This is a genomic window from Chromobacterium sphagni (assembly GCF_001855555.1).
Lineage (GTDB): Bacteria > Pseudomonadota > Gammaproteobacteria > Burkholderiales > Chromobacteriaceae > Chromobacterium > Chromobacterium sphagni.
Window position 1 is genome coordinate 1 of sequence record NZ_MKCT01000070.1, and the last position, 7429, is coordinate 7429.

A 7429-nucleotide genomic window follows, 5' to 3' on the forward strand; every position below is an offset into this window, starting at 1 on the left:
GTACTAAACGCCGCCACAAGGCTTTGAAAATCTGCTGCTGTTTGCAGCGCTTGGGCCAACTGGTGTTTTTGATCGGCGCTGAGTTGCGCCCCTTGCTGGATGAGGGCGTCGATGATTTGCAGCGATGCGCGCTTGCGTTCTGCAGCCGGCATCTTGGGCGGCGGATCGATCCCGAAGCGCTTGCAAACGGCAGCCTGGAAATCGCGCTGCATGCGGGCCAAATCGCCCCGCTTACCCATGATGGCGTCGCCCTGCAAACGTCCGTCTTTGATCGGGACAAACAGGGCGTGCATATGCGGTGCGGCCTCGTCAAAATGCACTACGGCGTGTAACAGCGGGCAGTCGTACCAGCACACAAGCCAGTCCTTGGCCGCCTCGAAAAAAGCTAGCGGGTCTTCAAGTTGCTGGCCTGGATCTGCAACTACTTCAATCAGCGTGATCTGGTCTTTGCGTTTGGGTTGAGCGCCAAACATTTCGAGAATGCGCGCATGTGACGCCACGATTTCCTCCGCGGTTTCCGGCCCTGCAAGTGTGCGATTTAGGTGCACACGCGCCGGGTTAATTCTGGCTCCAGATCCGCCCCGCAACTCGGCCGCGATGCCGCGTGTGTTGTGTGCCGCGATGGTCCGCAAGGTCTGATTCTGCTTCTTGCCGTTGATGGCGTGCGCGCTCAGGTAAGCAGGCATGCATCCCCCCTGGCGTGAAGGAGGGCTGCCCATGAGGCATGCCCGTCCTCGTCTGCGAATGCGAATTAGCGGCTATCTAGCCGGCTTGGCGGTGTGGTGATTTGGCGGGCGTCATGCGACGGCCTTTGCTGGCGGCTCGCTGATCAGGACGTACCTGGCAATGCCTGGATGTACGATGCCGCGTTCATCCGGCAAGGACTCGCGCTTTGTCAAAATGACGAACCCGGACTCTCTCAGCTCCTTAACCCGTGGGGCCGGGGCCAAGATGTTGAGCCTTGCCCGTGCATCGAATGTTGAAACTGGTCCAGATCTTAGGGCTTCGAGCATGCGCTGTCGTTGCGCAGCGGTGGCGAGGTTGCTAGTATCGGCGGTGTGGTTGGCGCTCGTTTCTGCTTCGGCGGGGCGGGCGTTTTTGTTTTCCATGATCGCCCCTTAAGCCGCTTGGCCTATCTGGTCAAGAAATGCGCGGATTTCCTCCACGCGCCATGCTGTTACCTTCTCGGAGAGTTTTACTGGCGCTGGCATGGTCTGTTTTCTGACCATCCGCCAAATTGTCGAATCAGACACAGGAAGGATTTTGCGCAGGTCCGCAAGTCGAATGAAACCAGTGACGGGCAGTGTGCCGTAGTGGGGCTGTTTGGTGGTTGTTGCCATGTCGTTGCCTTGTGTGGCTGTTGGTGACACGACATAACCTATTCAGAAAAGTTAACAGGCGCAGTATATCGGCTCTGTAAAATTTAACTCCAGCTGGGCGGCTTTTTCTTCCCTGGTTTTTTCTTCCTGACAGTTTTTATGCCCAGCTCTGCTGCTTGCGCAGCCGTGAGCCACATTCTTCGATTTCTGTGATCGTGAGGCCGCGCTCTCGTATCGCTTTAGCCATTTTGGCGTGCGACATGATTCGTTCAATCCAGCGCTTTTGAATCGGGTTTTCCATTAGTGTAGTGCGATAGTCTTTTGCTGATTGCACACTTACATCGTTTTCTTTTGCTATACGCGTCGCAATGGCATGTTCGGTCTCATAAATGTTGGACTCTTCCATTTTATGTAACTTTGCACCCATGCTGCTTGAATCTGGCCCCTCTGCTCGTTTCGATTGGTGTCAGATATGGCGTGTCCTTTTCCGATCTTCAAGGCGGCTCTAAGTGCGGTTAACAAGTTGCTACCAGATATATCTGGATTTGATATCACTTCAACGAGGCTTCTGATTAACGGGTCTAGTTCGTCCAGAATCATCAGCCTTACCGACTCGACGCTAAGCCGTTCGAAAACATCAATGGCTATGCCTCCGCCAGGCTCTGGTGTCATTTCCACTCGAATGGCCTGCAAACGAGCCGCGTTCTCCGATTTATCAGCCTCTAGACGCGCCGTATATGCTTTCAACAGATAAACCCCGTCTTGTGTTGCGCGGTACTTTGTTAACTCCTCGGCTCCAGCGGTTTGCTCCATGACGCCTCCCAATTGGCGCACCCTAAATGAGGTTGCCGCACCAGGCAGGCAGGGTTTCCCGCTTTTCGCCCCGACGGGCTAGGTGTTGGCAAAGCTGGTATCAGGCCGTCTTAAATAATGGCGTCACCTTCGCGCCAGCCTTCAAGCCGTCCAGATAATCCGACCAAGACTGCATCATCCGCGCCCGCTCCTGCAGATACTCGGCGTAGTTGTATGTGGCCCGGATGCTGTTTCTCTCTCCGTGGGCCATCTGGCGTTCAATGGCATCCCGATTCCATCCCTGCTCATTCAGCAGGGTGGATGCCATGTGACGGAAGCCGTGACCGGTCATGTCGTCCTTGGTGTAGCCCAGCCGGCGCAAAGCGGCATTGACGGTGTTTTCCGACATGGGTCGGCCATTGGTACGGGCGCCGGGGAAAATATACTGGCCGTTTCCCGTCAGGGCTTCCAACTCTTTCAGGATGGCCAACGCCTGCCGTGACAGCGGGACGATATGCTTTTCACGCATCTTCATACGCTCGGCCGGGATTACCCATTGCTCGGCTTCGAAGTCGATTTCAGACCACTCCGCCTTGCGCAGCTCACCAGGGCGCACAAACACCAAGGGCGCCAGCTTGAGCGCGCATTGCGTGATGAACGATCCCTGGTAGCCGTCCATTGCCCGCAGCAGCTGGGCGATCTTCTCAGGCTCGGTGATGGTGGCGAATGAGGTTTTGATGACGGGCGACAGCGCGCCGACTAGGTCGGCGGCGGAATTGCGCTTGGCGCGGCCGGTGGCGACGGCATAGCGGAAGACCTGGCCGCAGTTCTGCATTGCGCGGTGCGCGGTTTCGATGGCCCGCGGTGTTCTATGCGGCGCAGGACGGCCAGCAGCTCGGGGGCTTCAATCTCTGCAATCGGCCGCTTGCCAAGCCAGGGGAAGATGTCACGCTCAAGCCGGCGGATGATCTTGTCCGCGTGACTGTCCACCCAGGACGGCTTGTACTTCGCAAACCATTCCCGCGCCACCGCCTCGAAGCTGTTTTCCGCCTGGATCACCTTGACGGCCTTCTGCAGCTTGCGATGCAGGCCTGGGTCAATGCCCTCTGCCAGCAGTCGCCGGGCCTCGTCGCGCCGCTCCCTGCTTTGCTTGAGGCTGATTTCTGGATAGACGCCAAGTGCCAGCGTCTTGCGCGCCCCGTTGAAGCGATAGTCAAGCCGCCAGTATTTGCCGGTTTTGTTCACCAGCAGGTACATGCCTTTTTCGTCGGCGAACTTGGCGGGAGTCCCATCATCCTTGGGTTTGGCGTTCTTGCAGGCTGTATCAGTCAGCGGCATGGTCATCATCCGTTCTATCGACAGTCCACCTGTTCTGAGAAGCCAGAAATTCGATTAGGGCTTCTGTTTGTGCCGGGGAGAGCCGAATGTGTGCTGCTGGGGTTTGGATATCCAATAGCCCCTGCTCGGATAGAGCAAATCGAAGGGTGCGGCTGTTGGGCTTGGCACGGCGCGCCTTGGCTTCCTTGCGCTCGGCCATCGGGTCGCGGCCTTCCTTCAGGATTGCGCTAGCTGCATCTCTGAAAGAAATAGCCTGCTCAAGGGTTACGTCCGGGAAGACGCCAAGAGACATGGTTTTTTGTTTGCCGCCATAGCGGTAGTTCATGCGCCAGTACTTGCCACCATTTGGGTCTACCAGCAGGACAAGGTTGCGCTCGTATCGGACTTTGTAAGGAGCAGCGAGAGGCTGTAACCCGCTTGGATGCTGGGTTTCATAGGGTTTTGTCGGCATGCGATATCAACCTTGTGGTAGATACCGCTCAAACTACCGTCACAACTACTGGCATGTCAAGGCACCTCATGACACGACCGGACATAAAGAAAAACCCCGAGAGGCTTATTTCTCGGGGTTCTTGGCACACCATGACACGGTGTGAAATGCTAATTTGGTGGAGGCGGCGGGAATCGAACCCGCGTCCGAAAGTCCTCTACAGTGAGTTCTACATACTTAGTCGTGTCATTTGGATTTAACCGCTGCCACGCCGACGGACAGGCTGGACTTTGGCGAGTTACCTATTATTTCGCACTGAACCAAGTAACCCGGAACAGCACTAGCAGATGTAGAGTGACACTACAGGGTTTTGACGCCCCCGGCCCATCTGCGAACCGTTGTAGTGTCTAGCCGGCCGTTAGGCTGCTAGAGCGTAAGTTTCGTCGTTTGCGACTAAAAAAATTCAGTGTTTTACGGGGTAACTGAAATCCCGGTATGCCCCCATCTGCTTCGCAACCCCCGTCGAAACCAGGTCGCCCCCAGATAAGAATGGAAATTATACGATATTCGCCGGATTTTGGCGAGCATTATCGTTATCGCGCGAGCTTCACTCGGAGTTTTATTTCATCAGCATGTGGCCCAGCTTGGCCGCCTTGGTGTCCAGATAGTGATCATTATACGGGTTACGCCCCACCTGCAGCGGCACCCGTTCCGCGACATGAATACCGGCAGCCTCCAGCGTGGCCAGCTTGCGCGGATTGTTGGTCATCACCCTCACGCTACCTATGCCCAGATGGTCCAGCATGTGACGGGCGATGCGAAAATCGCGCATATCGGCCGGGAAGCCCAGCTGCTCGTTGGCCTCCACCGTGTCCGCGCCGCCGTCCTGCAGCTTGTAGGCACGGATCTTGTTGATCAGGCCGATGCCACGGCCTTCCTGGCGCAAGTAGAGCAGAGCGCCGCGGCCTTCCTTGGCGATGGCCTCCATCGCCGCCTCCAACTGGAAACCGCAGTCGCAACGCAGGGAAAACAGCGCGTCGCCGGTCAGGCATTCGGAATGCAAGCGCGCCAGCACCGGACGGCCATCCGCCACCTCGCCCAACGTCAGCACCACATGTTCGCGCCCCCCCGCCTCCTCAAAACCATGCATGACAAACTCGCCCCACGGCGTGGGCAATTCGCAGCTGGCCACATACTGGATGACCGGTTCTGCGGGATCTGGCAGGGGGAACGACGACATGACTTCTCCAACACGGTGAATGCTAAAAACGGGCCTGCAATGCAAAAAGGCCGCCGCTGCGGCCTGGATATGGCTTAATTGGGGAGAGAGTCCGGTTTTTCAAGCCGCGGCAGCGCGGCCAACTGCGGCGCCAACACAATGGCCAAGGCGGCCAGCCATACCTGGCGCTCCGGCGTGAAGTGGTCAGGCTCGAACGATTCGGCGTCGATGATGCCCAGCACATTGTCGTCGCGGCCCAGCACCGGCAGGCAGACCTCGCTTTTCACCTTGGGGTCGCACTCATAGTAGCCGCCGCCTTCGGCGCGCCACTGCGCCACGTCGTCCACCACCACCGCCCAGCCGGTAAGACCGACGCGGCTGTTGTTGCTGTGCTCGGCAAAAGCCTCAGTCAGCGGAAATTCGGCGCGGCTCTCCACGCCTTGGTAAGCCAGCTTGACCAGGATCGCGTCCTTGCCCACGCCTATCTTGCGGTAGATGCCCAGCCAGTCGGCGCCGATCTTGGCGTTTACCGAATCGACCAGCGCATTGAGGTTGACCAGTGCGGCGGTCAGCTCCGGGGATTCGCCGCCCAACACAAACGACAGGTCGTACGGGGTGTCGTCCAGCTCATGGATCAGCGAGCAGCTGCCGCCCTCCCCCAGCTTGGGCACCCGATAGCGGTAAAGGTCGCGGCGCGGCGCGGGCTTGTCGACGCTGAGAACGGCCTGCAGCGTGATCACGGCGATTTGCAATTCCGTGACATCCAGATTCAGCGCCTGCTCTCGCAGATAGTCGGTCAGCTGGCTTGCGGGTATCATGAGGACTCCTGAACAGCGGCGCATTTGCGATGCGCTTCGATTCGAAACCTAACAGGATACCAAACCCGGCATCGCTTCGCCATTTCGACCTCTTAATATCCTAATGACAGCCATTCATATCCGCCGCCCGGCGCTCACCATCAAGGCCGGCGTCAAAGCCCGGCAACTCCTGCAACACGGCCTTCAGCCGCAACAGGTCGGCACCCTCCCCGGCGCCGCGGGCGGCCCCAAGGCGGTGGGCCTGACCGGCCTGGATCAGGCGATATTCGAATGGCTGGCCGGCGCGCCGAGGGAGCGCGAACTGGTGGGCGCGTCGATAGGCGGCTGGCGCTTCGCCTGCGCGATGCAGCCGGACCCGGCCAAAGCGCTGGCCCGGCTGGCGGAGCGCTATACCGAAGAAAGCTATTCCAGCCGCGTCACCACCGCCCAGATCACCGCGCAGACGCGCGCCATGCTGGACGACATCCTGGGAATCGAGGGACTGGAAAGGTTGCTGGATCATCCGCATTACCGGCTGAGCCTGCTGCTGGTGCAGTCCCACGGCCTGGCCAACAGCGAGGCCAAACCGGCGCTGCTGTCCGGCCTGGCGGTGGCCGCCGCGCTGAACATGGTTGCGCGGCCGTTGCTGCGGCACAGTTTCAGCCGGGTGATCTGCCACGACCCGCGCAGTTCGTTGCGCTTCAAGCCGGAGGATGCGATTCCCACCCAGTTGCTGGCGCTGAATGCCGCCAATCTGCGGCAGGCGCTGATGGGCACAGTGGCCATTCCCGGCTTCCTGCACGGCGTGCAGCTGCCGGACGCGCCTCAGGCCATCTACCGCGACGGCGGCCTTACCGACTATCACATCGACTTCCCTTTCGCTCATCGGGACGAGATCGCGCTGTACCCGCATTTCACCGACCGCATCGTGCCGGGCTGGTTCGACAAGTCCCTGCCCTGGCGCAAGGCCAGCGGCAGCAACCAGGCCAATACCGTGCTGATCGCGCCGTCACGCGAGTATCTGGCGCAACTGCCCACCGGCAAGCTGCCGGACCGCAAGGATTTCCACCGTTATCTGGGACGGGACGCCCAGCGGCGCGGGCATTGGAAAACCGCCAGCGCGGAAAGCGGGCGCCTGGGAGACGCGTTTCTGGAATGGCTGGAGAAGCCGGGCTCGATCCCGGTGCAGCCTTTGTAAACGAAAAAGCCGGGCATGCTCGGCTTTGCGCCCACCTCACCGCCTGCTCTCTTTATTCTGCCCGGGCCTGGCCCATCCAGGCCACCAGCAGCCAAGCGCCCCCCTCATCCATTGCAATGTGCAGGCCAATATGACACCCACGCCAATGGACCGCGCGCGCAAATACCACTCGTACGCCGTCCGCATCTCTCCGCCCAGCGCATACGTCCATAAAATCAGCAACAGGATATCGATACCGCGCAGACTGCTTGCAAGCGCCATTCCCTTTTCTGCTCCCTATCCTGCATAGCGCTCGCAGCCCAACTTGCAATGGCAAAAAACTAAGGCGGACAGAAA

10 protein-coding genes, 1 other RNA gene and 1 pseudogene are annotated in these 7429 nt (G+C 59.1%); 1 reads left to right on the forward strand and 11 read right to left on the reverse strand.

What is annotated here, in order from left to right; all coding sequences use genetic code 11:
- From BI344_RS23275 to BI344_RS19785, 11 genes and pseudogenes are all read right to left on the reverse strand, one after another.
- The coding region (locus tag BI344_RS23275; RefSeq protein ID WP_193431012.1) for a plasmid recombination protein at positions 1-686 on the reverse strand (686 nt) is incomplete at its 3' end.
- A 111-nt stretch (positions 687-797) separates the two neighbouring features.
- Positions 798-1109, reverse strand: coding sequence for a helix-turn-helix domain-containing protein (locus BI344_RS23280; protein ID WP_083370307.1), 312 nt, complete (start codon positions 1107-1109; stop codon positions 798-800).
- Between the two features lie 9 nt (positions 1110-1118).
- On the reverse strand, positions 1119-1340 hold the full coding sequence (locus tag BI344_RS19755) for a helix-turn-helix transcriptional regulator (protein WP_071114517.1): 222 nt from the start codon (positions 1338-1340) through the stop codon (positions 1119-1121).
- Between the two features lie 136 nt (positions 1341-1476).
- A complete protein-coding gene (locus BI344_RS24990) occupies positions 1477-1620 on the reverse strand; it encodes a hypothetical protein (RefSeq protein WP_206600441.1) in 144 nt (47 codons plus the stop codon).
- Positions 1621-1673: 53 nt separating this feature from the next.
- Positions 1674-2132, reverse strand: coding sequence for a hypothetical protein (locus BI344_RS24995; RefSeq protein WP_139167084.1), 459 nt, complete (start codon positions 2130-2132; stop codon positions 1674-1676).
- Positions 2133-2232: 100 nt separating this feature from the next.
- Complete coding sequence (locus BI344_RS25000) at positions 2233-2946, reverse strand: tyrosine-type recombinase/integrase (protein WP_206600442.1); 714 nt, start codon at positions 2944-2946, stop codon at positions 2233-2235.
- A pseudogene (locus BI344_RS25005) lies at positions 2923-3458 on the reverse strand (tyrosine-type recombinase/integrase); the annotation flags it as partial. The pseudogene BI344_RS25005 and the gene BI344_RS25000, both read right to left, overlap by 24 nt.
- On the reverse strand, positions 3436-3900 hold the full coding sequence (locus BI344_RS19770; protein ID WP_071114519.1) for an integrase arm-type DNA-binding domain-containing protein: 465 nt from the start codon (positions 3898-3900) through the stop codon (positions 3436-3438). The pseudogene BI344_RS25005 and the gene BI344_RS19770, both read right to left, overlap by 23 nt.
- Before the next feature lie 155 nt (positions 3901-4055).
- Positions 4056-4420, reverse strand: a transfer-messenger RNA (tmRNA) gene (ssrA, locus tag BI344_RS19775).
- 78 nt (positions 4421-4498) lie between these two features.
- Positions 4499-5119: a GTP cyclohydrolase II gene (ribA, locus tag BI344_RS19780; protein ID WP_071114520.1), complete on the reverse strand. Its 621-nt coding sequence runs from the start codon at positions 5117-5119 to the stop codon at positions 4499-4501.
- 74 nt (positions 5120-5193) lie between these two features.
- A complete protein-coding gene (locus tag BI344_RS19785; protein WP_071114521.1) occupies positions 5194-5916 on the reverse strand; it encodes a GAF domain-containing protein in 723 nt (240 codons plus the stop codon).
- Between the two features lie 103 nt (positions 5917-6019).
- Here BI344_RS19785 and BI344_RS19790 point away from each other — a divergent pair, with 103 nt between their 5' ends.
- On the forward strand, positions 6020-7093 hold the full coding sequence (locus tag BI344_RS19790) for a patatin-like phospholipase family protein (protein WP_071114522.1): 1074 nt from the start codon (positions 6020-6022) through the stop codon (positions 7091-7093).
- Positions 7094-7429: the final 336 nt, after the last annotated feature.